Source organism: Weissella thailandensis (genome assembly GCF_001932615.1).
GTDB classification, from domain to species: Bacteria; Bacillota; Bacilli; order Lactobacillales; family Lactobacillaceae; genus Weissella; species Weissella thailandensis.
On sequence record NZ_CP014332.1, the window covers coordinates 1,792,678 to 1,818,957 of the forward strand.

At 41.8% G+C, this 26,280-nt stretch carries 41 protein-coding genes and 1 other annotated feature; of the genes, 6 read left to right on the forward strand and 35 right to left on the reverse strand.

Going from position 1 to position 26,280, the window contains the following annotated elements:
• Positions 1-66: 66 nt before the first annotated feature.
• Both nadE and FOL01_RS08880 read right to left on the reverse strand, forming a co-directional pair.
• Positions 67-891: an NAD(+) synthase gene (gene nadE, locus FOL01_RS08875; RefSeq protein ID WP_075270291.1), complete on the reverse strand. Its 825-nt coding sequence runs from the start codon at positions 889-891 to the stop codon at positions 67-69.
• 20 nt (positions 892-911) lie between these two features.
• Positions 912-2,390 carry a nicotinate phosphoribosyltransferase gene (locus FOL01_RS08880; RefSeq protein ID WP_075270292.1) on the reverse strand — a complete coding sequence of 493 codons (1,479 nt, stop codon included), beginning with the start codon at positions 2,388-2,390 and terminating at the stop codon, positions 912-914.
• A gap of 130 nt (positions 2,391-2,520) precedes the next feature.
• Here FOL01_RS08880 and FOL01_RS08885 point away from each other — a divergent pair, with 130 nt between their 5' ends.
• The 4 genes from FOL01_RS08885 to FOL01_RS08900 all read left to right on the forward strand — a co-directional run bounded on the left by FOL01_RS08885 (position 2,521) and on the right by FOL01_RS08900 (position 6,380).
• On the forward strand, positions 2,521-3,225 hold the full coding sequence (locus tag FOL01_RS08885) for a YoaK family protein (RefSeq protein ID WP_075270293.1): 705 nt from the start codon (positions 2,521-2,523) through the stop codon (positions 3,223-3,225).
• 24 nt (positions 3,226-3,249) lie between these two features.
• Positions 3,250-3,517, forward strand: a binding site (T-box leader).
• A gap of 103 nt (positions 3,518-3,620) precedes the next feature.
• Entirely contained in the window at positions 3,621-4,451 is an 831-nt protein-coding gene (locus FOL01_RS08890; protein ID WP_075270294.1) for a MetQ/NlpA family ABC transporter substrate-binding protein, read from the forward strand.
• A gap of 187 nt (positions 4,452-4,638) precedes the next feature.
• On the forward strand, positions 4,639-5,685 hold the full coding sequence (locus FOL01_RS08895) for a methionine ABC transporter ATP-binding protein (RefSeq protein WP_075270295.1): 1,047 nt from the start codon (positions 4,639-4,641) through the stop codon (positions 5,683-5,685).
• On the forward strand, positions 5,685-6,380 hold the full coding sequence (locus FOL01_RS08900) for a methionine ABC transporter permease (protein ID WP_075270296.1): 696 nt from the start codon (positions 5,685-5,687) through the stop codon (positions 6,378-6,380). The genes FOL01_RS08895 and FOL01_RS08900 overlap by 1 nt, the downstream gene beginning before the upstream one ends.
• 64 nt (positions 6,381-6,444) lie before the next feature.
• Here FOL01_RS08900 and FOL01_RS08905 read toward each other — a convergent pair whose 3' ends face one another.
• The 29 genes from FOL01_RS08905 to rpsJ all read right to left on the reverse strand — a co-directional run bounded on the left by FOL01_RS08905 (position 6,445) and on the right by rpsJ (position 20,747).
• Positions 6,445-6,660: a hypothetical protein gene (locus tag FOL01_RS08905; RefSeq protein WP_075270297.1), complete on the reverse strand. Its 216-nt coding sequence runs from the start codon at positions 6,658-6,660 to the stop codon at positions 6,445-6,447.
• Positions 6,661-7,062: 402 nt separating this feature from the next.
• Positions 7,063-7,449: a 50S ribosomal protein L17 gene (gene rplQ / locus FOL01_RS08910; protein ID WP_075270298.1), complete on the reverse strand. Its 387-nt coding sequence runs from the start codon at positions 7,447-7,449 to the stop codon at positions 7,063-7,065.
• Between the two features lie 38 nt (positions 7,450-7,487).
• The gene (locus FOL01_RS08915) at positions 7,488-8,432 is read right to left on the reverse strand and encodes a DNA-directed RNA polymerase subunit alpha (RefSeq protein WP_075270299.1); all 945 of its coding nucleotides are present in this window, start codon (positions 8,430-8,432) and stop codon (positions 7,488-7,490) included.
• 51 nt (positions 8,433-8,483) lie between these two features.
• Positions 8,484-8,870 (reverse strand): 30S ribosomal protein S11, encoded by a 387-nt coding sequence (rpsK, locus tag FOL01_RS08920; protein WP_075270300.1) that lies wholly within the window; start codon positions 8,868-8,870, stop codon positions 8,484-8,486.
• Positions 8,871-8,903: 33 nt separating this feature from the next.
• Complete coding sequence (rpsM, locus tag FOL01_RS08925; protein WP_075270301.1) at positions 8,904-9,269, reverse strand: 30S ribosomal protein S13; 366 nt, start codon at positions 9,267-9,269, stop codon at positions 8,904-8,906.
• A gap of 56 nt (positions 9,270-9,325) precedes the next feature.
• Positions 9,326-9,445, reverse strand: coding sequence for a 50S ribosomal protein L36 (rpmJ, locus tag FOL01_RS08930; protein WP_040760535.1), 120 nt, complete (start codon positions 9,443-9,445; stop codon positions 9,326-9,328).
• A gap of 35 nt (positions 9,446-9,480) precedes the next feature.
• The gene (gene infA, locus FOL01_RS08935) at positions 9,481-9,696 is read right to left on the reverse strand and encodes a translation initiation factor IF-1 (protein WP_002827967.1); all 216 of its coding nucleotides are present in this window, start codon (positions 9,694-9,696) and stop codon (positions 9,481-9,483) included.
• Between the two features lie 90 nt (positions 9,697-9,786).
• Positions 9,787-10,356, reverse strand: coding sequence for an adenylate kinase (locus FOL01_RS08940; protein WP_075270302.1), 570 nt, complete (start codon positions 10,354-10,356; stop codon positions 9,787-9,789).
• Complete coding sequence (gene secY / locus FOL01_RS08945; protein WP_075270303.1) at positions 10,353-11,660, reverse strand: preprotein translocase subunit SecY; 1,308 nt, start codon at positions 11,658-11,660, stop codon at positions 10,353-10,355. Before secY ends, FOL01_RS08940 begins: the two co-directional genes overlap by 4 nt.
• Positions 11,660-12,094, reverse strand: coding sequence for a 50S ribosomal protein L15 (gene rplO, locus FOL01_RS08950; RefSeq protein ID WP_075270304.1), 435 nt, complete (start codon positions 12,092-12,094; stop codon positions 11,660-11,662). Before rplO ends, secY begins: the two co-directional genes overlap by 1 nt.
• 41 nt (positions 12,095-12,135) lie before the next feature.
• On the reverse strand, positions 12,136-12,321 hold the full coding sequence (gene rpmD / locus FOL01_RS08955) for a 50S ribosomal protein L30 (RefSeq protein WP_075270305.1): 186 nt from the start codon (positions 12,319-12,321) through the stop codon (positions 12,136-12,138).
• Between the two features lie 11 nt (positions 12,322-12,332).
• A complete protein-coding gene (rpsE, locus tag FOL01_RS08960) occupies positions 12,333-12,836 on the reverse strand; it encodes a 30S ribosomal protein S5 (RefSeq protein WP_075270306.1) in 504 nt (167 codons plus the stop codon).
• A 19-nt stretch (positions 12,837-12,855) separates the two neighbouring features.
• Positions 12,856-13,212, reverse strand: coding sequence for a 50S ribosomal protein L18 (rplR, locus tag FOL01_RS08965; RefSeq protein WP_075270307.1), 357 nt, complete (start codon positions 13,210-13,212; stop codon positions 12,856-12,858).
• 86 nt (positions 13,213-13,298) lie between these two features.
• On the reverse strand, positions 13,299-13,835 hold the full coding sequence (gene rplF, locus FOL01_RS08970) for a 50S ribosomal protein L6 (RefSeq protein WP_075270308.1): 537 nt from the start codon (positions 13,833-13,835) through the stop codon (positions 13,299-13,301).
• A 31-nt stretch (positions 13,836-13,866) separates the two neighbouring features.
• Positions 13,867-14,265, reverse strand: a complete 399-nt coding sequence (gene rpsH / locus FOL01_RS08975) for a 30S ribosomal protein S8 (protein WP_075270309.1) — start codon at positions 14,263-14,265, stop codon at positions 13,867-13,869.
• Between the two features lie 43 nt (positions 14,266-14,308).
• Positions 14,309-14,851 (reverse strand): 50S ribosomal protein L5, encoded by a 543-nt coding sequence (gene rplE / locus FOL01_RS08980; RefSeq protein ID WP_075270310.1) that lies wholly within the window; start codon positions 14,849-14,851, stop codon positions 14,309-14,311.
• A gap of 30 nt (positions 14,852-14,881) precedes the next feature.
• Entirely contained in the window at positions 14,882-15,190 is a 309-nt protein-coding gene (gene rplX / locus FOL01_RS08985) for a 50S ribosomal protein L24 (protein ID WP_075270311.1), read from the reverse strand.
• 32 nt (positions 15,191-15,222) lie between these two features.
• Complete coding sequence (gene rplN, locus FOL01_RS08990; RefSeq protein ID WP_075270312.1) at positions 15,223-15,591, reverse strand: 50S ribosomal protein L14; 369 nt, start codon at positions 15,589-15,591, stop codon at positions 15,223-15,225.
• 45 nt (positions 15,592-15,636) lie between these two features.
• The gene (gene rpsQ / locus FOL01_RS08995; RefSeq protein WP_075270313.1) at positions 15,637-15,903 is read right to left on the reverse strand and encodes a 30S ribosomal protein S17; all 267 of its coding nucleotides are present in this window, start codon (positions 15,901-15,903) and stop codon (positions 15,637-15,639) included.
• 23 nt (positions 15,904-15,926) lie between these two features.
• The gene (gene rpmC, locus FOL01_RS09000; RefSeq protein ID WP_075270314.1) at positions 15,927-16,133 is read right to left on the reverse strand and encodes a 50S ribosomal protein L29; all 207 of its coding nucleotides are present in this window, start codon (positions 16,131-16,133) and stop codon (positions 15,927-15,929) included.
• Entirely contained in the window at positions 16,133-16,552 is a 420-nt protein-coding gene (gene rplP / locus FOL01_RS09005) for a 50S ribosomal protein L16 (protein WP_075270315.1), read from the reverse strand. Before rplP ends, rpmC begins: the two co-directional genes overlap by 1 nt.
• Position 16,553: 1 nt before the next feature.
• Positions 16,554-17,222 carry a 30S ribosomal protein S3 gene (gene rpsC, locus FOL01_RS09010; RefSeq protein WP_075270316.1) on the reverse strand — a complete coding sequence of 223 codons (669 nt, stop codon included), beginning with the start codon at positions 17,220-17,222 and terminating at the stop codon, positions 16,554-16,556.
• 13 nt (positions 17,223-17,235) lie between these two features.
• Complete coding sequence (rplV, locus tag FOL01_RS09015; RefSeq protein WP_075270317.1) at positions 17,236-17,583, reverse strand: 50S ribosomal protein L22; 348 nt, start codon at positions 17,581-17,583, stop codon at positions 17,236-17,238.
• A 16-nt stretch (positions 17,584-17,599) separates the two neighbouring features.
• Positions 17,600-17,881 carry a 30S ribosomal protein S19 gene (rpsS, locus tag FOL01_RS09020; protein WP_075270318.1) on the reverse strand — a complete coding sequence of 94 codons (282 nt, stop codon included), beginning with the start codon at positions 17,879-17,881 and terminating at the stop codon, positions 17,600-17,602.
• A gap of 52 nt (positions 17,882-17,933) precedes the next feature.
• Positions 17,934-18,767: a 50S ribosomal protein L2 gene (rplB, locus tag FOL01_RS09025; RefSeq protein ID WP_075270319.1), complete on the reverse strand. Its 834-nt coding sequence runs from the start codon at positions 18,765-18,767 to the stop codon at positions 17,934-17,936.
• A gap of 16 nt (positions 18,768-18,783) precedes the next feature.
• Positions 18,784-19,071, reverse strand: a complete 288-nt coding sequence (gene rplW / locus FOL01_RS09030) for a 50S ribosomal protein L23 (RefSeq protein ID WP_075270320.1) — start codon at positions 19,069-19,071, stop codon at positions 18,784-18,786.
• Positions 19,071-19,694 carry a 50S ribosomal protein L4 gene (gene rplD / locus FOL01_RS09035; RefSeq protein ID WP_075270321.1) on the reverse strand — a complete coding sequence of 208 codons (624 nt, stop codon included), beginning with the start codon at positions 19,692-19,694 and terminating at the stop codon, positions 19,071-19,073. Before rplD ends, rplW begins: the two co-directional genes overlap by 1 nt.
• Before the next feature lie 24 nt (positions 19,695-19,718).
• Positions 19,719-20,345, reverse strand: coding sequence for a 50S ribosomal protein L3 (rplC, locus tag FOL01_RS09040; protein ID WP_075270322.1), 627 nt, complete (start codon positions 20,343-20,345; stop codon positions 19,719-19,721).
• 93 nt (positions 20,346-20,438) lie between these two features.
• On the reverse strand, positions 20,439-20,747 hold the full coding sequence (rpsJ, locus tag FOL01_RS09045; RefSeq protein WP_075270323.1) for a 30S ribosomal protein S10: 309 nt from the start codon (positions 20,745-20,747) through the stop codon (positions 20,439-20,441).
• 461 nt (positions 20,748-21,208) lie between these two features.
• On the opposite strand from rpsJ, the gene FOL01_RS09050 reads away from it, so the two are divergent.
• Entirely contained in the window at positions 21,209-22,198 is a 990-nt protein-coding gene (locus FOL01_RS09050) for an IS30 family transposase (protein ID WP_075270324.1), read from the forward strand.
• Positions 22,199-22,321: 123 nt separating this feature from the next.
• Positions 22,322-23,311, forward strand: coding sequence for a polyprenyl synthetase family protein (locus FOL01_RS09055; protein ID WP_075270325.1), 990 nt, complete (start codon positions 22,322-22,324; stop codon positions 23,309-23,311).
• Positions 23,312-23,389: 78 nt separating this feature from the next.
• Here FOL01_RS09055 and tsaD read toward each other — a convergent pair whose 3' ends face one another.
• Genes tsaD through tsaB form a run of 4 tightly spaced genes read right to left on the reverse strand, consistent with a single transcriptional unit; the run spans position 23,390 to position 26,148 of the window.
• On the reverse strand, positions 23,390-24,415 hold the full coding sequence (gene tsaD, locus FOL01_RS09060) for a tRNA (adenosine(37)-N6)-threonylcarbamoyltransferase complex transferase subunit TsaD (protein WP_075270326.1): 1,026 nt from the start codon (positions 24,413-24,415) through the stop codon (positions 23,390-23,392).
• Positions 24,416-24,418: 3 nt separating this feature from the next.
• Positions 24,419-24,871 carry a ribosomal protein S18-alanine N-acetyltransferase gene (gene rimI, locus FOL01_RS09065; protein ID WP_075270327.1) on the reverse strand — a complete coding sequence of 151 codons (453 nt, stop codon included), beginning with the start codon at positions 24,869-24,871 and terminating at the stop codon, positions 24,419-24,421.
• A complete protein-coding gene (gene rimI, locus FOL01_RS09070; RefSeq protein ID WP_075270328.1) occupies positions 24,855-25,439 on the reverse strand; it encodes a ribosomal protein S18-alanine N-acetyltransferase in 585 nt (194 codons plus the stop codon). Before rimI (FOL01_RS09070) ends, rimI (FOL01_RS09065) begins: the two co-directional genes overlap by 17 nt.
• Positions 25,423-26,148: a tRNA (adenosine(37)-N6)-threonylcarbamoyltransferase complex dimerization subunit type 1 TsaB gene (gene tsaB, locus FOL01_RS09075; protein ID WP_075270329.1), complete on the reverse strand. Its 726-nt coding sequence runs from the start codon at positions 26,146-26,148 to the stop codon at positions 25,423-25,425. Before tsaB ends, rimI (FOL01_RS09070) begins: the two co-directional genes overlap by 17 nt.
• Between the last annotated feature and the right edge of the window lie 132 nt (positions 26,149-26,280).

Genomic DNA, 26,280 nt, shown 5'->3' on the forward strand with positions numbered 1-26,280 from the left:
TACACAAAAGGAGGATGGCACATTTCTTGTGCCATCCTCCTTTTTTAATTGATTTGAAGTCTTTCGTTAACGCCACCAACGATCAAACACCGTCACTGGTTGACGACGCTTGTGTTCTGTTGTTGTATATAGTCGTTCAATTTGATTAGCATCTGCTTCAGAAACTGTTTTACCTTCTAAGTAATCATCAATTGCATCATAAGTCACCCCTAGAGCAATTTCATCTGGTTGACCTGGGCGATCTTCTTCCAAATCGGCCGTTGGTACTTTTTCATAGAAACCAGCTGGTGCTCCCAAGTATTCCAAAAGCTGACGACCTTGACGTTTATTCAAACGGTACAATGGTGTGATATCAGCAGCCCCGTCACCAAACTTTGTATAAAAGCCAGCCAAGGCTTCAGCTGCATGATCGGTCCCCACAACAACTCCTTTATAGGCAGCTGCAACACCATATTGGGCAATCATTCGTTCACGGGCCTTGATATTACCCTTATTAAAATCGGTCACCGATACTCCGGCAGCTTCCAACTGATGCACAACACCGAGAACAGATTCTTCAATGTTAACCGTTACTGTTTTATCAGCCGCTTGCCATTTAATGGCTGCCAAAGCGTCTGTCTCATCAGCTTGTTCATTATATGGTAACCGCATAGCGATAAATTGATACTCGCCATCCCCGGTTTCCTCACGTAGTTCTTCAACTGCAAATTGAGCAAGCTTACCAGCTAATGTTGAATCTTGTCCACCAGAAATACCTAAAACAAGTGACTTCAATCCCGTCCGCTTCAGGTAATCTTTCAGTAAAGTGACTGAGCGTTTGATTTCGGATGCTGGATCAATGGTTGGCTGTACACCGAGCTTTTCAATAATTTCTGTTTGTAATGGTCGCATAACAGAGTCCTCCCTATTACTTATTCCTGTGTCTGATCAATCTGGTCCACATATTCACGAGTTGCCTTAATCAAGTTCATCTTATGATCCCAAGCCGCTTGCGATAGATCCACTGGATACTCTTGTGGATTCATGTCACGCCGGTATTCTGAATACAAAGAATTAACATGGTGCTTAGTAAATTCACGGACATCATCTAACGATGGCAATTCATAAACTAATTCACCATCCACAAAGATATCCTTCAAAATTGGTCGTGCCGTATAATCAACTACCGTCTTACTTAAGTAACTGTGGTTTGGATGGAACATATACAATCCGTTTGGTAAGTTTTGCGGATTTTCATCCCACAAAGCGACGTAATCCCCTTGTGACTTGCCGTCTGAATTACGAGTGATTCGCCAAACCTGCTTCTGACCGGGCGTTGAGATTTTCTCAGCCGTACCAGAAATTTTAATCGTATCGGTCATTTGACCATTTTCATCCTCAACCGAAACCACCTTATAAACACCACCTAAAGCAGCTTGATCATAGGCAGTAATTAACTTGGTTCCGATACCCCAAGTATCGATTTTGGCATCTTGGAATTTCAAACTTTTAATTGTTGTTTCATCGAGGTCATTTGATGCCACAATAGAAGCATCCTTAAAGCCTGCCTCATCAAGCATCTTACGAACACCCTTTGAAACATAGGCCAAATCACCTGAATCAATCCGCACGCCAACAAAATTGATTTTGTCACCCATCTCTTTTGCCACGCGGATGGCTGCAGGGACACCTGAACGCAAAGTATCGTAGGTATCTACCAAGAAGACAACATCACGATGCGTTTCAGCATACGCTTTGAATGCATCATAATCGTTACGATATACTTGTACTAGACTATGAGCATGAGTACCAGAAATCGGAATACCAAACAGCTTACCCGCACGAACATTAGATGTGGCATCAAAACCACCAATGTACGCTGCACGAGTTCCCCAAATAGCAGCATCCATTTCCTGAGCACGACGTGAACCAAACTCCATCAAACTTTGATCCCCAACCACTGAACGAATCCGTGATGCCTTCGTTGCAATCAAAGTTTGATAATTAACGATATTTAATAATGGCGTTTCAATCAATTGCGCATCAAATACTGTCGCTTCAACCTGCACGATTGGTTCATTATTAAAAACAATATCCCCTTCATGTGGTGTACGAACAGTTCCTTTAAAACGCCAATTTTTCAAATAGTTTAAAAATTCTTCATTAAATTGGCCTGTTGAACGTAAATACTCAAGGTCACTTTCAGAAAAATGTAAATCTTTTAAAACACCAACCAATCTCTCCAAGCCAGCAAAAACGGCGTAACCATTTTTGAAAGGCATTTTACGAAAATACATCTCATAAACTGCTTTACGCTCATGGATGCCCTTCATAAAGTAAGTTTGCATCATAGATAATTGGTATGCATCAGTGTGTAGTGCCAAGCTATCATCTGGATATGCTAAAGCCATAATAAATAACTCCTTGTTTTATTTAACTAATATTTTAACACAAAACCCAGGGTGTAAAGTCAGTCTTGTTTATCCCACTAGTGGTATACTAATTAGATATTTTCATCAAAATTACGGAAGGAACTCCTTTATGATTAACAATCAGCACTATTCCATCAAAGAATCACGACGAGCGGGGATGTTGCTTGCAGCAACTGCTGGATTTATTGATTCATATACTTTTTCAGTACATGATATGCGTTTTGCTAGTTTTCAAAGCGGTAATTTGCTCCAAGTTGGTTTGAATATTGCTGGGGGTAAGTGGCTCCATGCTGCCATCTATTTTTGGCCAGTCTTTGCTTTCCTACTTGGTTCAGCTTTTAACCAAATTTTAAAAGTGTATACTAACAAGTCACATCGATCACATACATTAGCCGCATTAATAGTTGAATGTTTGGGTCTCTTGTTAGTTGCTATCTTAGAATTGCAAAGCGTTTCAGCCAATATCATTCTGCCCTTATTAGCCTTTTTTATGGCAATTCAGGCTGATACATTTAATAAAATTCATGGCATGGCTTATATGACCATCTTAAGTACTGGAAACTTACGTACATTTAGTAGTGGTATGACAAATTGGCTGATATTCCATGATGAGATGGCTTTACGACGTGCTGTCCGAGTCGGACCAGTCATTCTTGCCTTTTTATTCTCAGCTATTATTGCTTACTTTGCGATGCAATTTTTACAACAAGCAGCCTTATTCATTGCCCCCCTATTTTTAATAGGTGTGATTATTTTAATTAACCGAGAAGGAAAATTTGCCAAAAGTGTTGACACAACGACTAACTTACACTAAAATACGTTTTAGTATTTCAGAAAGATAAACAAGTTGATCAGGGAAGTAAATTAACGGTGATTCGCTTAGAGAGACAACGTTTGGTGAAAGTTGTTCGAAAACACATTAATTGAAAATGGCCTGTGATTGGCATTAATGAGTAGCAAGTCTATAAATTAATGACGGAATGGTCTACGTTAACAGACACACGAATCGGCATAGCATCATATCGCTCACTGCCTGCTCGTTGCTAAGGTCTTAATTAGTAATGATTAAGGTGAAGTAGAATGGTAACACGAGACTCGTTTCTATCAGATTATGCAAATAATCAAGATAGGGACGAGTCTTTTTTTATCCCTATCAATCTGAAATAATATCAAACTATGTATCAATAATTAATAAGGAGAATTAGGATTATGCATAAAGGGTTAAGGATTGGTGCCGTATTAGCAGTCAGTGCATTTGCGGCTGGAACAATTGCTCCAGTTACTGCAAACGCAGCTTCAAAGAAAACAGTGACTGTTGGTATTGTTGGTACAAGCGATAAGAAACTATGGGATCAAATTAACAAAACAACACAAAAGAAGTACAACTTAAAGGTTAAAACAAAGGTCTTCACCGATTATAACCAACCAAATAAGGCTGTTGCTGATGGTTCACTTGATTTGAACTCTTTCCAACACCGTTATTTCTTAAACAATTGGAATAAGTCAAATGGTCACAAGGTTAAGGCCATTGGTAAGACATTTATTACCCCTATCCGTCTTTATTCTGAAAAGCACAAAGACGTCAAGGATTTCAAAAAAGGTGATACAATTGCCGTCCCTAACGATGGTACTAATGAAGGTCGTGCTTTGACTTTGCTACAAACAGCTGGTTTGATTAAGCTTAAGAAGGGTGTTGATTTGCCAACCCTTAAAGATATCAAGAAGAACAAGTTAGACTTGAACTTCAAGGAAGTTGCTGCTGACCAAGGTCCATCAGCATTGAAGTCTACTGATGGTGCAGTTATTAATACAAATTATGCGCAAGAGGCCAACCTTAAGTTGAGCTCAGCCATTTACGTTGAACCAATCAACAAGAACTCAAAGCAATGGATCAACGTCATCGCCGCACGTAAGAGTGATGCAAATAAGAAGGCTTACAAGCAAGTTGTTAAGACTTACCAAAGCAAGCAAACTAAGAAGTATTTGAGCGATACTTGGGGCAAGGCGGAAGTGCCAGCATGGGATATCAAGTTAAAGTAATTTGACCTAATGTGCACAACCATCCAGAGAGCGAGACAAAGGTCTGAAGTTACGTTACATTAAGGCTTTAGACTTTTGAAACGCGTTTATGCTATAAATTTATAATTAATGTATTTTTAGCACAAAAAGGCTGGAACATTTTCTGATGTTCCAGCCTCCTGATACATATCAAGAGTAGGAGAAGAATATGGCTGTCATTTCATTAAAAAATATCAATGTTACTTTTAAGCAAAAAAAGCGTGAAATTGTCGCTGTCCAAGACGAAACAATTGATGTTGAAAAAGGAGACATCTACGGAATTGTTGGATACTCAGGTGCTGGTAAATCAACCTTAGTTCGAACAATCAATTTACTACAACGCCCAACCAACGGTTCAGTACTTGTTAATGGTACCGATATGTTGCAATTATCACCTAAGGCATTACGTGATCAACGTAAGAAAATTGGTATGATTTTCCAACATTTCAATTTAATGAGCGAGTTAACTATTTTTGGTAATGTTGCCCAACCACTAAAGCATTCCAACTTATCAAAGTCTGATAAAAAAGCTAAAGTCAACAAACTGCTTAGCTTAGTTGGTCTAGCTGATCGTGCTGAAAACTTTCCAAGCCAATTATCTGGTGGTCAAAAGCAACGTGTTGCTATTGCTAGAGCCCTAGCTAACGATCCTGAAATTCTAATTTCTGATGAGGCAACGTCTGCCCTTGATCCACGGACAACAAATCAAATTCTAGCTTTGTTAAAAAAGTTAAACCAAGAATTAGGTCTTACAATCGTTTTGATTACCCACGAGATGCAAGCTATTAAAGAAATTGCCAATAAGGTTGCAGTGATGGAAGATGGTAAAATCATCGAACGTGGCTCATTGTTAGAGATTTTTACAAATCCACAACAACAATTAACAAAAGACTTTATCAACACTGCTACTAACTTGGATGAAGCCATTGTTAGAGTAAACGAATTGCTAGAAACACAACCACTAGCGGCCGATGAAGAGTTAGTTAAGATTAGTTACGTTGGGGCCGATACAGCCCAACCACTACTTTCAACAATTTTTGCAGACTTTGGTGTGACAACTAATATTCTCTATTCAAATATGGAAATTTTGACACAAACACCTGTTGGTATTGCCGTTGCTATATTCAAGGGAACTGATTCACAACGTGCTACTGCTAAAGCAAGCTTCACCGATCATGGCGTTGCAATCACTGAATTACAAGGAGGTGCCAAATAATGATGGGATGGATTGAAGAAAATATGCCAAATGCCTACGCGCTTGGCTGGTCAGGAGATTATGGCTGGGGTGTTGCCATTTGGCAAACCGTATACATGACAGCCGGTGCTGCAATTATTGGTGGTCTCATTGGGTTGCTATTTGGAATCGGTCTTGTATTAACGGCTGATGACGGAATTGCCCCTAATCGGACAACTTTCCAAATCTTGGATAAAGTTGTTTCAGTTGGACGGGCAATCCCCTTCATTATCATGGTGGTTGCTTTCTCACCATTAACACAATTAATTGTGGGAACGACTATTGGAACGACAGCTGCCCTAGTTCCTCTATCACTAGGAGTTTTCCCATTCTTTGCACGTCAAGTACAAGTTGCTTTGCTTGGTGTTGATAGTGGAAAAGTTGAAGCAGCCCGTTCTTTCGGTGCAACAAACTGGGACATCATTTCAGATGTTTATCTACGTGAAGGTCTTGCTGAACTCATTCGTGTTTCGACAGTTACGTTGATTAGTTTGGTAGGATTGACTGCCATGGCCGGTGCCATTGGTGCTGGTGGTCTTGGTACAACAGCCATCGTTACTGGTTACCAACGTTTCCAGAATGATGTGATGTGGTTAGCCACAATTATTATCTTGCTATTTATTGTTCTTATCCAATTCGTTGGTGATTTGCTAGCAAGACATGCTCGTCATAATTAAATCAAAAATAAAAGGCTGGAATTATATTCCAGCCTTTTTTGTGTTTAAAAATATGATTTTAAAGTTAAACAGTATAATATTTTTTCCCAGGCTGGCGTACTTTATCGACAATGAGGAAGTTCCCAACTTGTTGTCGAATACGTACTGTATCACCTAAGCTCAAATCAATTCCCCGATACTGAAAATGCTGGCCATTGATTAAAATACGATCTAACGTAAAATTACTTGGCGTTAAATGAACGGTCATGCCAGTTGTGTTTACATTGCGTTTTTCTTGCATTTTTTGTCCCCCCTCGGACTGGTCTTTCCTTAAGTATATACTAGCAATGCTAACACGACAATCAATTTATGCTCACTTTGTGCAATTTTACACAAATAATAATTTCTTAAAATAATCGTTGTTTTAAATCATCTCAAAACCAATAAGCCCTGTCTCATCAATATACTAATATCAGATGCAACAGGGCTTATTGTTTATTTTATAGTCATTTTCTACCGTTCTTAAACGACATTAAGCTGAATGAACTAGGTTTTATATATAAAAAACTGCACAAAAAAACCTCACACGTTATAGGCGCGACATAAATGCCTTTCAACCTAGACTTGGCTTTCGCCATCATCTTAACAGTTTATACCTTATAACATGAGAGATCTCATTGTTTTTATTAATTAACCAATGAAATTAGTCAACCAATTCCAAGATAACCATTGGAGCAGCGTCACCACGACGTTGAGTAGTCTTCAAAATGCGAGTGTAACCACCGGCACGACCCTCAAAACGAGGTGCAACATCGTTAAATAAGTGTTGCAAAGCTGTTTCAACTTGAACTTTGTTATCATCAGTTGTGTTTACGTCTGCAATAACGTTACGCAAGAAAGCAGCTGCCTTACGGCGTGATGATAAATCACCATGCTTACCCAACGTAATCATTTTATCAGCAGTACGACGAACTTCCTTAGCACGAGCTTCAGTAGTCGTGATACGACCGTTGATCAATAGATCAGTAGTCAAATCACTTAACAAAGCCTTACGTTGTGCACTGTTACGTCCCAACTTACGGTATCCCATGAGTGTGTCCTCCTTTTCTTGGTATTCTATCGTTTAATCTAATCTTCCTTGCGGAACCCTAAACCGAGCAATTTAAGCTTGTCCTGGATTTCGTCAAGTGATTTCCGACCGAGATTACGGACAGACATCATTTGAGTCTCCGTACGCTCAGTTAACTCTTGTACAGAGTTAATCCCGGCCCTTTTGAGACAATTATAAGAACGAACAGACAAATCCAATTCTTCAATTGGTGTATCTGCATGTTTCGTTGTTGGCTCTTCTTCCTTGTCTGCCATCACTTGTGCAGTAATTGCCCGTTCAGACATATCAATAAAAGCGTTCAAATGATCAGACATAATACGAGCAGCTAATGAAACAGCTTCAGTAGCTGACAATGAACCATCAGTCCAAACATCTAAAGTCAACTTATCAAAGTCGTCACGTTGACCAACACGAGTGTTTTCAACTTGATAGTTTACGCGTTCGATTGGGGTAAAGATTGAATCAATTGCTAGAACGCCAATAGGCATTTCGTCATGCAATTCCTTATTCTGGTCCCCTGAAATATAACCACGACCGCGAACAGCCGTCAAAGTCATATGCAAGGTAGCCCCAGCCGCAACAGTAGCGATGTGAAGATCATTATTCAAGATCTCAACATCACTATCACCAGCTATGTCACCGGCCGTCACATCAGCGGGACCGGTTACGTTAACTTCGAGTGTTTTTTCATCATCACTATCGATGCTCATTGAGACCTTTTTAAGGTTCAAAATGATTTGCGTAACATCTTCAACGACACCTTCGACCGTTGAAAATTCATGCAAAACGCCATCAATCTGTACTGAATTGATTGCCGCACCGGGCAATGAAGACAACAATACACGGCGTAGTGAGTTACCCAAAGTAGTTCCGTAACCACGTTCAAGCGGCTCAACCACAAACTTACCGTAATTGCTATCCTCTTCAACCAACATAATCTTAGGATTTTCGAATTCAAGCATACTGTTTGTTACCCCTTTCAAAGCATGTTGTGCACTATTTGCAACCGGCAATTAGACACGACGACGCTTTGGTGGACGTGAACCGTTGTGAGGCACTGGAGTAACATCCTTAATTGATGAAACATCCAAACCAGCAGCGGCTAACGCACGGATAGCAGACTCACGACCTGAACCAGGTCCCTTAACAGTTACCTCAACAGTCTTCATGCCATCTTCCATTGCACTCTTTGCAGCAGCTTCAGCAGCCATTTGCGCAGCAAATGGTGTAGACTTACGGCTACCCTTGAAACCAAGTGCCCCAGCTGATGACCAAGAAACGGCGTTTCCTTGAACGTCGGTGATCATTACGATCGTGTTGTTAAATGTTGCGTGGATGTGTGCTACACCAGATTCAACACTTTTACGTACACGACGCTTACGATTAGTACGACCTGCCATAATCAAGTTATCTCCTTTCCAATTAGTTTAAAATTACTTCTTCTTACCAGCAATTGAAACAGCTGGGCCCTTACGCGTACGAGCATTGTTCTTCGTGTGTTGTCCACGAACTGGCAACCCCTTACGGTGACGGATACCACGGTATGAATTGATTTCTTGCAATCCCTTGATGCTCATTGTAACTTCACGACGCAAGTCACCTTCTACCTTAATACCATCAACGACGGCACGGATAGCGTCTTCTTGGTCTGGAGTTAAGTCACGAACACGGACATCTTCAGAAACCTTTGCTTCTGCCAAAACTTTTTGTGCAGTAGAATTACCGATTCCATATACATATGTTAATGCGATCACGATACGCTTATCGCGAGGCAAATCAACACCAGCAATACGAGCCATTACGATTACCTCCTTCTTCTATATAATAATAAATAAATTTAAAACGTCAGTAAGAATTACTTACCTTGACGTTGCTTGTGCTTTGGGTTTGCAGAGCAAATCACCATTACACGACCATTACGCTTGACAACCTTGCAGCTGTCGCACATACGCTTAACTGATGGACGAACCTTCATGATATTTACCTCCTTGAATTTTTTGTATGACTTGCTTACTTAAACCGGTATGTAATACGGCCCTTCGTCAAATCATATGGCGACATCTCAACTGTTACACGATCTCCAGGCAAAATACGAATAAAATTCTTTCGAATCTTACCAGAAACGTGTGCTAAGATGTCTGCGCCGTTTTCCAGTTCAACGGTAAACATGGCATTAGGTAAAGTTTCCTTTACCACACCAGAAATTTCAATAACATCACTGGCCACGTTGCTGCCTCCTTAGTTGTGACATTGGAGAACGTAACAAGTTATTATAACACAATAGTTTTACCTTGAACAGCAAAATATGCACTATAATTAGTTGTTCTCCAAACTATCAAGTAACTTCTTTACATCTGCGAACACGGCGTCCAACTCATGAGCACCATCAATCTTATGCAGAATGCCTTTTTCAGCATAGAAATCTGCGATTGGCTCAGTAAGTTTTCCATTCACGTCCAAGCGATTCTTAATCACTTCAGGCGTGTCGTCCGCACGTCCACGCGCCATCATACGGTCAACTAACACTTGCGTATCAGCAGTAAAGTAAAGGACGGCGTCCAATGAACGACCTTCTTTACTTAACATATCTTCCAATGCATGTGCTTGCTCTAAGTTACGAGGGAATCCATCTAGGATGAATCCTGGCTTCGTATCTTCTTCATCTAAGCGCTCTGCAACGATACCGTTAGTAACTTCGTCAGGGACTAGGTCACCAGCATCCATGAAAGACTTTGCCTTCATACCAAGCTCAGTTTCGTTGGCCATTGCTGCACGGAACATATCCCCCGTACTGATGTGTGGCAAGTTGTACTTCTCTACGATCTTTGCAGCCTGGGTTCCTTTACCAACTCCTGGCAAACCCAACAACATGATGTTCAAACTCATTTTGCTTCGACTCCTTCTCGAATAAATCCAACATACTGCCGCTTCATCATCAATCCTTCAAGTTGGCGAATCAAGTCAATTGCCACTCCGATGACAATCAAGATTGACGTTCCTGACATAGCAAGGTTACTATCCAACCCAAAGACATGCGTCGCTAGGATTGGTGCTAAAGCGACAAATCCTAGGAACAAAGCGCCGACCACTGACAAACGCATCAGTAGACCTGACATCCACTTTTCAGTTGATGGCCCAGGCCAGACGCCCACAATATAACTACCTTGCTTTTGCAAATTCTCTTGCACCTTTTCAGGGTTGACCTGAACAAACGCATAGAAGAATGTAAACAAGACAATTAGTAATGTGTAAACAATACCACCTTGCATCGTTTCGATTGAAAGGTATTGCATAACTGTATTATACCAACTTGCATCCGCAAACTTACTTGCAAAAGCTTGCAAAATTGTTTGTGGCGTCACCAATAGAGATGACGCAAAGATAACTGGGATCACACCTGCAATATTAATACGCAATGGTAGGTAAGAAGAACTTCCTGATCCTACTGAACGACGTGTATATTGCATAGGAACTTTTCGAATAGCTTGGTTAAACCAAGTAACGAAAGCAATGACTACCACAAAGATAATCATCAAACCTACCAAGAATGCCCATCCACGCGCCGGATCGTCACCTTGTAGAATGTGTTCCTTAAATAATTGGTAAATACCCGCTGGCAAACGCGCAATTATACCAGCAAAAATCAACATTGAAACACCTTGACCAAGACCACGTTCAGTAATCATCTCACCCAACCAAACTGATAACATTGTACCAGCAGTTAAGATGAATCCAATCAATAAGTAAGTCTCTGTATTTGGTGTTTTTACCAGATTAACCTGGCTAAGTTGATTAAATCCAGCCGTTATTCCAATAGATTGGACAAAAGCTAGACCAATGGTCAACCACCTGGTGACTTGGTTCAACTTACGCCGTCCAACTTCACCTTGTTTCGACCATTCAACAAATCGTGGCACAATATCCATTTGTAGGAGCTGTACCACGATTTGTGCAGTAACGTATGGTGAAACCCCCATTGCAAACAATGAGTAATTTGTTAGTCCACCACCGCTAAACATATTCAAAATGCTGCCGAGCCCAGAATTTGCTACCTCAGTCAGTGCTGCCGTGTTAATACCCGGCACAGTAATGTAGGCACCTAATCGGTAAACAATTAAAATCCATAAAGTGAAAAATAATTTCTTACGAATGTCTTTTTCTTTTAATGAATTGAGCACGGTTTTCAGCATTAGATCACCTCAGCTTTACCACCAGCAGCTTCGATTGCTGCGGTTGCTGATGCTGAGAACTTGTTAGCCTTAACAGTCAATGACTTTTCTAATTGACCATTAGCCAAGATCTTAACGCCGTTCAACTCACTCTTAACGATACCAGCTTCAACCAACATTGCTGGTGAAACTTCAGTACCATTATCAAAGCGGTTTAACACATCAAGATTAACAACAGCATACTCTTTACGGTTAATGTTCGTGAATCCACGCTTTGGCATACGACGGAACAAAGGCATTTGTCCACCTTCGAATCCTAGACGTGTCTTACCACGAGCTTTTTGACCTTTTTGACCACGTCCCGCAGTCTTACCATTACCTGATGATTCACCACGTCCAACACGGTTGCGAACGTTACGTGAGCCTTCAGGAGTTTGAAGTTCATTTAGCTTCATTAGGGTTTTACCTCCTTCAATGCAATCTAATTATTGCGCTCTTACTTAACTACTTCAACCGTAACCAAGTGAGCAATCTTGAACACTGCACCACGCGTTGCTGCGTTGTCAGGCAATACAACTGATGAACGCACCTTGTTCAATCCAAGGGCTTCCACAATTGCACGTTGCTTTGGCAAACGGTGGGCAGCACTCTTTACAAGAGTAATTTTAACTTGTTCAGCCATGTTCTGCCTCCTTAATCTGCCAAGTGCTCTAATGAGACCTGACGCAAATCAGCAACTTCTTCAGCGTTCTTCAATGAGTTGATTGCATCGAAAGTTGCGCGTACAACGTTGATTGGCGTAGCTGAACCTAATGACTTTGCAGTCACATCAGCAACTCCGGCCAATTCCAAAACGGCACGAGCAGCACCACCTGCTGCTACCCCAGATCCTTCAACGGCGGGCTTCAATAAGATACGGCCACCCGAGTGGACACCCAAAATAGAGTGAGGAAGGGTTGTACCAACAGTAGGTACACTAATAATGTTGCGCTTTGCATCTTCAGCAGCCTTACGGATTGCTTCAGGAACTTCTTGCGCCTTACCAGTACCAAAACCAACATGTCCGTCACGGTCACCAACTACTACCAAAGCAGCGAAACGCAAACGGCGTCCACCTTTAACAACCTTGGTAACACGGTTGATGGCTACAACGTTTTCTTCAAGCTCACCGAGCTTATTTGCATCGATAAATGCCATGTTTTCTTTCCTCCTTCCCTTAGAACTTCAAGCCAGCTTCGCGAGCAGCCTCTGCCAAAGCTTGTACACGACCGTGGTACAAGTAACCACCACGATCAAATACAACAACTTCAACGTTAGCAGCCTTTGCGCGCTCTGCGATTAAAGCACCAACTTTAGCTGCCTGTTCTGTCTTTGGAGCAGCTTCGATTGACTTGTCCAATGTTGAGGCACTAGCAAGCGTCACACCCGCTACGTCATCAATTAATTGCGCGTAGATGTTCTTGTTAGAACGGTAAACGTTCAAGCGTGGGCGCTCAGCAGTACCAGAAATCTTGCCACGAACGCGAGTGTGTCGGTGTTGACGCACTTTGTTCTTGTCTGACTTCGTAATCATGTTCGTAACCTCTTTTTTATTATTTGAAAGATATACTCATAAGTAAATCGTAACGTTGTATACGACTTTAAGCACAGGGCTTAAGCTTACTTACCAGTCTTACCTTCCTTACGTACAACGTATTCATCTTCGTAACGAATACCCTTACCCTTGTATGGTTCAGGTGAACGTACGGCACGGATTTCAGCTGCGAAATCACCAACAAATTGCTTGCTGATTCCTTCAACTGTAACCGTAGTTGCGTCAGGAACTTCAACTGTTAAACCTTCACGAGCTTCAAATTCTACTGGGTGTGAGTAACCTACGTTCAAAACAAGCTTGTCGCCTTGCTTTGAAGCACGGTATCCAACACCGACTAGCTTCAATGTCTTCTTGAAACCATTTGAAACACCCTCGACCATGTTGTTAACAATGGCACGAGTAGTACCGTGAAGTGCCTTCATACGAACATCATCTGATGGACGAGTGAATGAAACCTTAGTTCCATCAACAGTCAAATTGATCTCATGGGCAAGTGAACGTGCTAATTCACCTTTAGGACCCTTGACAGTAACAACATCACCATCGCTTGTTACTTCAACATTTGCGGGTAATGTGATGGCCTTATAACCAATACGACTCATTGGTTGACACCTCCTTGTTTAAATTTTATTTTTACCAGACGTAAGCCAATACCTCGCCACCAATTTTCTTGGCGCGAGCTTCTTTATCGGTGATAACACCTTCAGAAGTTGAGATGATTGCAACACCCAAACCGTTTAATACCTTTGGTACATCATCTGACTTAACGTACGTACGCAAACCTGGCTTTGAAATACGCTTCAAGCCTGAGATTACGCGAGTTTTGTCAGCAGAATACTTAAGGAAAACGCGGATGACACCTTGCTTGTCATCTTCAATGTATTCAACGTCACGAACAAAGCCTTCACTCTTTAAGATCTCGGCGATGTCCTTCTTGATCTTTGATGCAGGTACTTCAACTGAGTCGTGGCGAACCATGTTCGCATTACGAATGCGAGTCAAGAAATCTGCAATTGGGTCAGTCATTGACATTGATATTTGCCTCCTATTATTAATTACTGTAAATCAGTGTTGATTACTTTGAGAAAGGCATACCCATTTGAGTAAGCAATTCACGAGCTTCTTCGTCGGTGTTTGAAGTCGTTACAAGAACGATATCCAAACCACGAACACGATTAACCTTATCATAATCGATTTCTGGGAAAATAAGTTGCTCACGTACTCCCAATGTGTAGTTTCCACGGCCATCAAAAGCCTTTGGTGAAACTCCACGGAAGTCACGAACACGTGGCAATGAAACGTTGATCAACTTATCTAAGAAGTCGTACATACGCTCACCACGCAAAGTAACCTTTGTACCGATTGCCATACCCTCACGCAAACGGAAGCCAGCGATTGACTTCTTTGCACGAGTGATAACTGGCTTTTGACCAGCAATCAATTCCAATTCAGCAACAGCTTCATCCAAGTTCTTTGAGTTTGAAACAGCGTCACCAACACCCATGTTAAGCACGATCTTTTCAATCTTAGGTGCTTGCATGATTGATGAATACTCAAACTTCTCAACCAATGAAGGCGTAACTTCATTGACGTACTTTTCTTTCAAGCGATTTGCCATGATAATGATTTCCTCCTTTCACCTAGAAAATTATGCCAAAGTCTTTCCAGACTTCTTAGCGAAACGTACCTTCTTACCATCTTCAACTTTGTAACCAACTTTGGTTGGTTCGTTAGTAGAAGGGTCAAGCAATTGTACGTTTGAAACGTGGATTGGAGCTTCAAGCTCAACAATACCACCTTGTGGGTATTGGTTATTAGGCTTTTGGTGCTTCTTAACCTTATTGACACCTTCAACAACGACACGGTCTTGTGATGAAATAGTCTTTACAACTACGCCTTCCTTACCCTTGTCCTTGCCGGCGATAACCTTAACCTTGTCACCAGTCTTCACAAACATGCGAGGCTTCCTCCTTGATTTAATGATGGTAATTACAATACTTCAGGTGCCAATGACACAATACGCATGTAATCATTGCCACGCAATTCACGCGCAACAGGTCCGAAGATACGAGTACCTACAGGGCTCTTGTCATCTTTAACGATAACAGCGGCGTTTTCATCGAAACTGATGTATGAACCATCAGTACGGTGAGTACTAGCAGCAGTACGAACGATAACGGCTTTAACAACGTCACCCTTCTTAACATTTCCACCAGGAATAGCTTGCTTAACAGTTGCAACAACCATGTCACCGATTCCAGCGAACTTACGTCCAGATCCACCTAATACCTTGATAGTCAAGATTTCGCGTGCACCTGAGTTATCAGCAACCTTTAAACGACTTTCTTGTTGAATCACGATTTTGTCCTCCTTCCGTTATTGGTAATATTCGAGATTAAACGATTAGATAATAACGGCCTTCTCGACGATTTCTACCAAACGGAAGCGCTTTGTAGCTGACGTTGGGCGCGTCTCCATGATACGTACCAAATCACCTGTCTTAGCTTCGTTGTTCTCATCGTGAGCCTTAAACTTTTTCGTGTACTTAACACGCTTACCGTAAACTGGGTGGTTCTTGTAAGTGTTGATTGCAACAGTCACTGTCTTATCCATCTTATCTGAAACCACGCGGCCTTGGTAAGTCTTACGTGTGTTACGAGCTTCAGTCATAACGAACGGTCTCCTCTCTTAGTCTACTTGTTCAATTCTTGTTGACGAATGACCGTCTTGATACGGGCAATTTGCTTACGTACTTCTGACAATCGCGCCGTGTTCTCAAGTTGACCTGTAGCTAATTGGAAACGCAAATTAAATAACTCTTCCTTGTAGCTCTTTTCTTGGGCAACCAGCTCAGCTTGGCTGAGACCCTTGATTTCATTCTTTTGATCCTTGATCTTCATTATTCACCCTCCACTTGACGAGCCAAGACCTTAGTCTTAACTGGCAACTTGTTAGATGCAAGACGCAAGGCTTCACGGGCAACCTCTTCAGGAACACCACCGACTTCAAACATAACCTTGCCGCGTTTTACAGGTGCTACCCAGCCTTCTGGGGTACCTTTTCCGTTACCCATACGAACACCAACACCCTTTGAAGTGTATGACAAGTGTGGAAAAATCTTAATCCATACTTTACCACCACGCTTCATGTAACGCGTCATAGTAATACGAGCAGCCTCGATTTGACGGTTTGTAATCCAGTGTGACTCAGTAGCTTGTAAACCGAAATCTCCGAAAGCTACTGTCTTACCACCTTTAGCCTCACCACGCATCTTACCGCGGTGTGGTCGACGGTACTTTACACGCTTTGGAACTAGCATGTTACTCGCCTCCTTGCTTCTTTTCTGACTTTATCTCTGGCAAAATATCACCACGGTAAATCCAAGTCTTAACTCCGATTTGACCGTAAGTAGTCTCTGCCTCATTCCATGAGTAGTCAATGTCTGCACGCAATGTGTGCAAAGGCACTGTACCCTCTGTATATTGCTCAACACGAGACATATCTGCACCATTCAAACGTCCAGAAACTTGTGTCTTGATACCTTTGGCACCAGCACGAGTTGCACGTTGGATAGCACTACGCATTGCACGACGGAAAGCCACACGGCGAACCAAGTCTGCTGCAATTTGTGAGCCTACCAATTGGGCGTCCAAATCAGGCTTCTTAACCTCAATGATGTTGATGTGAACACGTTCACCCTTGGCAACAAGCTTTGCAAGCTCATTACGCAATGCATCAACTTCAGATCCACCTTTACCAATAACCATACCTGGCTTAGCAGTGTGGATTGAGATATTTACACGGTTAGCAGTACGCTCAATTTCAACACGTGAAACTGATGCTTCGGCCAACTTAGCTTCGATGTACTCACGCAACTTTAAATCTTCGTGCAAAGTTGTTGCGAAGTCCTTCTTATTTGCGTACCATTTGGCATCCCAGTCGCGGATGATACCGACACGCATACCAGCTGGGTTAATTTTGTGACCCATGACTCAACCCTCCTTACTTTTCTTTTACCACAATAGTAATGTGGCTTGTACGCTTGTTGATTGGTGAAGCTGATCCCTTAGCACGTGGACGGAAACGCTTTAGCGTTGGTCCTTCGTTTGCAAAGGCTTCAGCCACTACCAAATCTTCGCGATCTAATGAGAAGTTGTTCTCAGCGTTTGCTACTGCTGAGTTCAACACTTTGTATACATTTTCTGAGCTGTGGTTTGGCAAGAATTGCAAAATTGCAAATGCCTCAGCCACAGACTTACCACGAACTTGGTCAAGCACTTGGCGGACCTTACGTGGAGCGACACGAACGAGTTTGGCCGTGGCGCGTGCTGACGTGATTTGTTCAGCCATTGTATTGTCCTCCTAATTACTTACGAATAGTTGCTTTATCGTCTGCTGCGTGTCCGCGGAACGTACGCGTAGGAACGAACTCTCCAAGTTTGTGACCAACCATGTCTTCTTGTACCAAAACTGGCATGTGCTTACGACCATCGTAAACTGCAAAAGTTAATCCGATGAAACTTGGAAAAATCGTTGAGCGACGTGACCATGTCTTGATGACAGTATGCTTATCTGAAGCATTAGCCTCTTCGACCTTCTTTAACAAAGAAGCATCAGCAAATGGCCCCTTCTTTAGGCTACGACCCATTTTGAGGTCCTCCTCTCGTTTTTTAAAAACTTATAATAGCTGGAATCTATTTTTACTTGTTCTTACGGCTACGAACGATAAACTTTGATGAACGAGCCTTTTCGTTACGTGTCTTCTTACCAGCTGTCTTCTTACCCCATGGTGACAATGGTGATGGCATTCCAACAGGAGCCTTTCCTTCACCACCTCCATGAGGGTGATCGTTAGGATTCATTACAGATCCACGAACGTGTGGACGTTGACCCTTCCAACGACGGCGCCCAGCCTTACCCCAACTGATCAATGAGTGTTGTTCGTTTCCAACAACTCCAACTGTGGCACGATTTACTGCCAAGATCATACGAACTTCACCTGATTGTAGGCGAACTAGTACGTACTTTCCTTCTTTACCTAGCACTTGAGCTGATGCTCCAGCTGAACGGACGAGTTGTCCACCATGACCAGGCTTTAATTCGATATTGTGAATTTGAGTTCCATCAGGAATCTTTGATAATGGTAATGAGTTACCTAACTTAATATCAGCATCTTCTCCAGATTGAACTGTCATACCAACTTCCAAGCCCTTAGGTGCCAAGATATATGACTTAGTACCATCAGTGTATTGTAGCAAAGCGATGTTTGCAGTACGGTTTGGATCATATTCGATCGCAACAACCTTAGCTGGTACATCATCCTTAGTACGCTTGAAGTCGATAATACGGTATTGGCGCTTGTGTCCGCCACCACGATGGCGTACAGTCATGTGACCGTATGAGTTACGAGCACCAGTGTTTGACTTTGATTCCAACAAGCTCTTTTCAGGCGTCGTCTTAGTGATTTCAGAAAAATCTGAAGACGTCATATTACGACGACCGTTAGAGGTTGGCTTGTACTTCTTGATAGCCACGCTAATTTCCTCCTAATTAGTTTTCGTTGAACAATTGAATGTCCTTTGAAGCTTCAGACAACGTAACAGTTGCCTTCTTACGCTTCTTAGTGTAACCAGCAAAGCGTCCTTGACGCTTCAACTTACCACGTACGTTAGCGGTGTTGATCTTTTCAACTTTAACGTCGAAAACTTCTTCAACAGCACGCTTAACTTGTGGCTTAGTGGCGCGAACATCAACTTCAAACGTGTAACGCTTTTCATCCAAAACGCTCATCGTTTGTTCAGTGATGACCGGGCGCAAAATGATATCGCGTGCGTCCATTATGCCAAAACCTCCTCAACTTGTGCCAAAGCTGATTGAACTACAACCAACTTATCGTTGTTGATTACGTCAAGCACGTTAACACCCTTAGCAGTCATAACAGTCACGTTTTCTAAGTTACGTGCTGCTAGTGCTGCATTAGCATTATCATCGTCCAAGACAACCAACGTCTTTTCATTTACGTTTAAGTTGTTCAAAACTGCCTTAAATTCCTTAGTCTTTGGTGCGTCGAATGACAATGCATCAACAACAACCAATGAAGAATCCAAAACCTTTTGTGACAACACTGACTTCAATGCCAAACGGTAAGCCTTCTTAGGCATCTTGTAGGCATATGAACGTGGTGTAGGTCCGAAGACAATTCCACCGCCACGCCATTGTGGTGAACGGATTGAACCTTGACGGGCACGACCTGTACCCTTTTGACGCCAAGGCTTCTTTCCACCACCAGAAACCGCAGAACGGTTCTTTACAGCATGTGTACCTTGACGCATTGAAGCGCGTTGCATCAATACGGCATCCGTAATGACATTGTTGTTTGGCTCTACACCAAATACTGAATCGTTTAATTCAATATCACCGGCATTTGAACCATCTTGCTTAAACAAAGCAACCTTAGTCATGATTATTTCCTCCCTTCGTCCTTATTACTTAGCTTTTTTTGAGTACTTAACAGTAACAAGTGACTTGTTGGCACCAGGAACATTACCCTTAACCAAGATCACGTTGTTTTCTACATCAACGCGAACAACTTGCAAGTTTTGTACAGTACGCTTACGGTTACCCATGCGTCCAGGCAACTTCTTACCCTTGAAGACGCGGTTAATAATGGCACCCAATGAACCAGGACGACGGTGATAACGAGAACCGTGAGCCATAGGTCCACGAGCTTGGCCATCCTTCTTGATGTTACCTTGGTAACCATGACCCTTCGTAATTCCAGTTACGTCAACAGCTTCACCAGCGGCGAAGATATCAACCTTAACTTCATCCCCAACATTGAATTCTCCCTCAGCATCGCGGATTTCACGAATGTAGCGCTTAGGGGTCGTGTTTGCTTTGGCAACGTGACCTTGCTCAGGTTTGTTGCTCAAAACTTGGCGCTTATCTTGGTAACCCAATTGAAGTGCGTTGTAACCATCATTTTCCAAAGTCTTAACTTGAAGAACAACGTTTGGCGTAGCTTCAACAACTGTTACAGGGATAAGTTCACCAGTCTCAGTAAATACCTGAGTCATGCCGACTTTGCGGCCTAAGATACCCTTAGTAGTCATGACTATCTCCTTTTCAAATAGTAAATCTAATATTTTTGGTTAGTTAAATGCATAACCAGGCAAATTGATTATCTATAATCTAAGCTATAAGAATTACAACTTAATTTCGATATCAACACCACTTGGCAATTCCAACTTTGACAATGCGTCGACTGTCTTAGCAGTTGGGCTCATGATGTCGATCAAACGCTTGTGAGTACGCAATTCGAATTGCTCACGTGCATCTTTGTGCTTGTGAGGTGAACTCAAAACTGTGTAGACCGTGCGTTCCGTTGGCAATGGAATAGGACCTGAAATTTCAGCACCTGTACGCTTTGCCGTTTCAACGATCTTTTCAGCTGATGAATCCAAGATCTTGTGCTCGTAAGCCTTTAAACGGATACGAATTTTCTTATTTGCCATGATATAAATTCTCCCTTCGTCCATATTGGAATATGAAACTAACTCCGTGGAAACTACCGACACGCCCCACAAGGCTCCATGGCAATGGGCCTCGTGGCAATGCTGCCGGGTGTGTCGCAACCTCCCACATCATTGCTCGTCAATGGCACACTAATATGCGAGACACCTCTTCGTGTGTCCCACATTTCGCGTACTTGATCATGATACAGCAGTCATGCTTGATACGCAAGCATTTTGTTTATTTTTTTCAAACAATTTTTTATCTGCTTTTCGTATCACAACGATGTTTATCATACACAATTTAAAAACCAAATACCAATATAAACTCTCAAGATTGTTAATTATTTTTTATAGGGCGAATTTACACTTGAAGTGGAACACAAAGATAAATAAAAACTGATTCATTGCGAACCAGCGTAGAATGTAGTTTGTCTAGAACATACAGAATACGAGGTTTCGCAATGAATCATTACACACAGCTTACCGCATTTGATCGCGGACGTATAGAAGAAATGCTGCAAGAACATCTGTCAATGCGCCAGATTGCCTTGAAGTTAGACCGTTCTATCTCAACGATATCTAGAGAAATTCATCGATGCACAGTTATCAATTATCAAGCCGAGAAGGCTCATGCAGCCTATATTCGTAATCGGAAAAATTCACGCCGTAAGCGAAAGCTAGATGACGAGTCGCTGCGTCTGGAAATAATTAATGATATTCAAGAAAAGCACTGGTCACCAGAACAAATTGCTGGGAGGTTGTCTGTGGATGCAGGATACAAAGTTATCAGTTATAACACAATCTATAGAGGTATCTATCGAGACAATTTAATGATCAAGAAAAATCACGGTACTCGCGGAATAGCACGTCAATTGCGGCATCGTGGGAAAACCAGAAAACACAGTGGATTTCTTGACCGTCGCGGTCAATTGCCTATCCCGCACACTATTCATGAACGCCCAGTCGAGGCAGATGAACGTCTGCGTATCGGCGACTGGGAACTAGACACAATCGTTGGAAAGACTGGCGGGCAAGTGCTAGTTACTCTGACGGATCGTAAAACTAGAATTTTAAAAGCACATAAAGCTGCATCAAAACGGACGCAAGATGTCATGGATGTTATCGAACATATTTTTTTGCAGACTTCAAGTAAGGAAATTAAAACGGTTACCCCTGATCGTGGAAAAGAATTCGGCGCAAACAAACGGATTTCAGATGAATTTGACGTTGCATTTTATTTTCCTGATCCGCATGCGCCATGGCAACGAGGAACAAATGAAAATACGAATGGCTTAGTTAGGGAATATATTCCAAAAGGAATAGCGATGGAAAATTATTCAGATGACTACATTGAATTAATGGTAAAGCAAATAAATAGCCGACCACGTAAGCTCTTCGGCTGGCGGTCGGCTAATGAGTATTATTTATCACAGGTGTTCCACTTGGATTGACAATTTAAGAGATTAAAATTCGTCTGTCGATTCGCTTTTTTTCATATATAATAGATGATAGTTTAAAAGACGTTATGTCAATTGATGTTACACAATATAGTAGATTTAAGGAATTCCAAATTAATGAAACAATCACTTACGCAAATCCACGAAATGTGGGAAAGATTTCCATCAGTTCAAAAAGAACTCCAAGATGTGTTATTTATTATCCAGGACTCATTAAAGGCAAATGATAAAGAAGTTGAGAAAGCATTATTGGATATGTTCCGTGCTGGCGGCAAAATGTTGCGTCCAGCGTTCGTAATTATTATTGGGCAATTCTACCCCGGTAATGCTTCAAAACTAAAACATATTGCTGCCTCAATTGAAATGCTCCACACGGCAACGCTTGTCCACGATGATATTATCGATGATTCACCAGAGCGACGCCATGCGCCGAGCATACAATCAAAATTCGGCAAAGATATCGCAGCATACGCTGGTGACTACCTGTTTGCTGCGACCTTCAAAACACTAGCCTTTCATACTGACGACATGACAGTTGTTCGTCAGTCAACGAAATTACTAGAAAACATTTTAACTGGCGAGCTTACCCAGCGTACTAATCATTATGATCGTCATATGACATTAGCCGACTATAAAGAACAAATCGCTGGTAAGACAGCCGCTTTGTTTGTACTTTCTGCGCAATTAGGTGCGACAAATGGTGACGCTCCTGAAGAGTTCGTCAACTTAGTGACCGACTTTGCCTACAATGTTGGCATGGCTTTTCAAATTTTAGATGATATTTTAGATTACCAATCAACCACAAAAGACTTAGGCAAACCAACTCTACAAGATGTTCGCGAAGGAGTCTATTCTGCCCCATTGATCATTGCCATGCAAAATAAACCTGAGATTCAAAAGCTTTTGGCAAAAAAAGAAAGCATCACCAATGAAGAGGCTATCCAATTACGTGATATGGTTATTGCTTCTGGTGCGGTTGATGAAGCAACCGACCTAGCCAGCGAATACACTGAAAAAGCATTGGATTACTTATCGCAATTGCCAGAGGGTGAATCAAAGGATACGTTAGTGGCCATTAGCGAAGCACTATTAGAACGCGCAAATTAAAGACTATTATATAGTAGAAAAGTAATTATTTACACAAAACGACGCTCAGTCAATTGGCTGAACGTCGTTTTTTATTATTTAGTCATCTTCATATTCAAACTCAAGCGCAGGATTGGCATTTAACGTCCAATCGCCACGTTTACCATGACGGTAAGCAATATCAACAGCTGCACCAATCATCGCTGCATTATCACCAGCTAGTTTAATAGGTACCGGAATAAATGCAATGTTTGATCGTTGTGCCATCATTTCGGTCAACGCATCTCGCAAACCACGGTTAGCTGCGACCCCCCCAGCAACAATGAATGACTTTACCTGATAGTGGTCTAACGCCTGCGAGGTTTTACTTACTAGCACATCAACCACTGCTTCCTGGAAAGAAACTGCTAAATCATCATGATTAACAGTTTCACCACGTTGGTCAGCGTTATGCATCAAATTAATGACCGCACTTTTTAGCCCTGAGAAAGAAAAGTCATAAGCACCGTCATCAATCAGGGCACGTGGCAACTTATAGTTAGGCTTACCTCGATGAGCCATGTTATCCAAAGTCTTACCAGCTGGGTATTTTAGCCCCATTGTCCGGCCAACCTTGTCATAACTTTCACCAGCAGCATCATCACGTGTATCGCCAATAACAACGTAATCGTACTCTTCGCGCATCAAAACCAACTCTGTATGACCACCAGATACCATCAACGCAAGTGCAGGATATTGAATAGGTGCCACGAAATTAGCTGCACTAATATGACCAGCCAGGTGTAATACTGGCACTAGCGGCAATTGATGTGCCCAGGCAATTGTTTTTGCGGCTGTGACCCCAATCAACAAAGCACCTACTAATCCAGGCCCCTGTGTTACACCAATAGCGGTTAAATCACTGTATGTTAACTGAGCATCTTCCAGTGCTGCATCAGCTAAAATAGTTACCTGTTCGATATGATGACGACTCGCAACTTCAGGAACAATCCCCCCAAACCTTTGATGACTCTTGATTTGTGTCGCTGTCTCTAAACTAACGATTTCATCACCATTTTTTATTATTGCCACACTCGTTTCATCAGCACTTGACTCAAATGCCATGATATAACGTGTTTCTGTCATGCTCTACTCCTTTACCTGTATCGGTAGCTCTAACATCATCAGATCAGCATCCTCCACAGGGTGATTATAATATGCTTTTCGTTGACGGTAAGTCTTAAAACCTAAACGCTGATACAACTGCTGCGCTGCTTGATTACTTGCCCGAACCTCTAACAGTACCTTCGTACCATCAAAAAATTCATTAAACCAAGCACGCAATAAAATTTCTCCCAGATGTTTGCCTTGCTGCTCTTTTAAGATAGCAACATTGCTAATATCCAAAACATCATCTAAATAAATGCCACCGGCAAAGCCAATCAATTGATCATGAGCAACCATCCCCACATAATGTGAATACTCGTTCTCTAAATCTTGTTGAAAAGTTTTTAATTGCCATGGTGAACCAGCTGGATATGCTGCTTCAGCGAGCTGATATATCTGCTCGGCGGTCATGTCATGTTTATATAAGAAGTTCATTATCTATTTGATTTCCTAGTATTTGCGCCATATCAAATGCATCTCCACCATCTTCGCCATAGTAACGCGTTTTTCGCCGGACAATTTGGAATCCCAACCGTTCATACAGTTGCTGTGCCCGTTTGTTAGATACACGCACTTCTAAGGAAATACGGTGAAAATTAATTTGTTGTGCAATCGTCATCATGTACATTACTAGAAAGGTACCTACACCCCGACTTTGCCAATGTGGTGTAACCATAATATTGGTAATGTGGACCTCATGGATACCCGGACGAAAAGCCGCTCCAATCAGTGCCACCATTGAACCCGTTTCAGGCTGACGTACAATCACATATAACCGATCACGCGTTCGCCGTAATTCTTCAGAAAATGCTGACATCGGCCATAAAATTGTATCATTATAGGCAGCTTTCTCAAGCGCCATAATATCTTCTAAATCTGAATGCTTAGCTGGCATTAGATCAAATTCAAAATCTTTAATAACAATTTTTTGTCGAAATTCTCGCATCTCCTCTGATACAGGTTTATCCCACCAATGAACTAATTGATTAAACTTTTTCCACATAGGCGTGCCCACCTTGATCCTCTGGATGTGCCTTCGCCCAATCGGCCTCTGCCTGTGATAGGCGATGATAATTTGGCACAAATTGATGAATATCATCCATATCGGTCAACTTCGTACTGTCCTGCACTAAGCTCATCATATTAGCTGCATGTGGCAAGTTATCTTGCGCAAACGTTGCTACTGGGAATAGTTCACGTAATTGGTCTTCAAAACGTTGCCACTCACCAACAAAAATAATTGGTTGTTGCATCGTTTCTAATGCGGCATGCAGTTTATCAATATTCATATGTTTATCGGGCTGACGTACAACTAGACGTTCTGACTCCCATTGATACTGCGCAGCATAGATGTTTTGATTGCGAGCATCCATAATAGGTACAATGATGGCATTCCTATCTGTCACATTAGCTGCTAACAATGCCAAGCTTGAAATACCTGTTAATGAGATATTTAGTGTGAAGGCAAGTGTCTTAGCTGTTGTCACTGCAATACGTAACCCAGTATATGAACCTGGTCCTTGACTAACAATGACATTGTCTAAATCTTGTGGTGTCCAATTGGCTTGCTTTACCAACTCATCAATAAAAGGTAATAGTTGGGTTGAGTGGTTACGGTGTACATTAGTTTCACGTTGATCAATCAGATTATCATCTTCAAATAATGCAACGCTCAAAGGTTGATTGCTTGTATCAAAAGCAATGGTTTTCATATCAACTAGCTCCTCTACTTGTGAAATACTAATACCTATTTTACCGCAATTTTAACAGAACAACACTGCTAATCAAGCAAGAGTGTGAACAAAAACGGGTTGAATTCGGGTGTAAGGCTGTTTAGGATAATT